Annotated in this window: 1 protein-coding gene; it reads left to right on the forward strand. The window is 66.1% G+C overall.

What is annotated here, in order from left to right; all coding sequences use genetic code 11:
* The coding region (locus KUM32_RS41360; RefSeq protein ID WP_217146785.1) for an amino acid permease at positions 1-557 on the forward strand (557 nt) is incomplete at both ends.

Genomic DNA, 557 nt, shown 5'->3' on the forward strand with positions numbered 1-557 from the left:
CCTTCCAGAAGATCGGCCTCCCGGCGGGCGCGGGCATCGTGAACTTCGTGGTGCTCACCGCGGCGCTGTCCTCGTGTAACTCCGGCATGTACTCCACCGGCCGCATGCTGCGCGACCTGGCGCTCAACGGTCAGGGCCCGCAGATCTTCACCCGGCTCACCAAGAACGGCCTGCCGCTGTTCGGCACCAGCGTCTCGGCCGCGCTCATGATGGTCGGCGTCTGGATCAACTACGAGTGGCCGTCGAAGGCGTTCGACTACGTCGTCTCCTTCGCGACCATCTCCGGCATGTGGGCCTGGATCATGATCCTGTTCTCGCAGCTCCGCTACCGGGCCAAGGCCAACCGGGGCGAGTTGCCGAAGTCCACGTTCCGGGCCCCCGGCGCCCCGTACACCAGCATCTTCGCGCTGTGCTTCATCGGGATGGTCATCGTCCTGATGGGCTTCGACGAGGACGCCCGGGTCTCGCTCTACGCGGCGCCGATCTGGGCCGTGCTGCTGACCATCGGCTACTTCGTCATAAAGAACCGCAACCCGCAGGCGTTCGCCCGCAAGGAC

It is taken from the genome of Streptomyces sp. AC627_RSS907, from assembly GCF_019049165.1.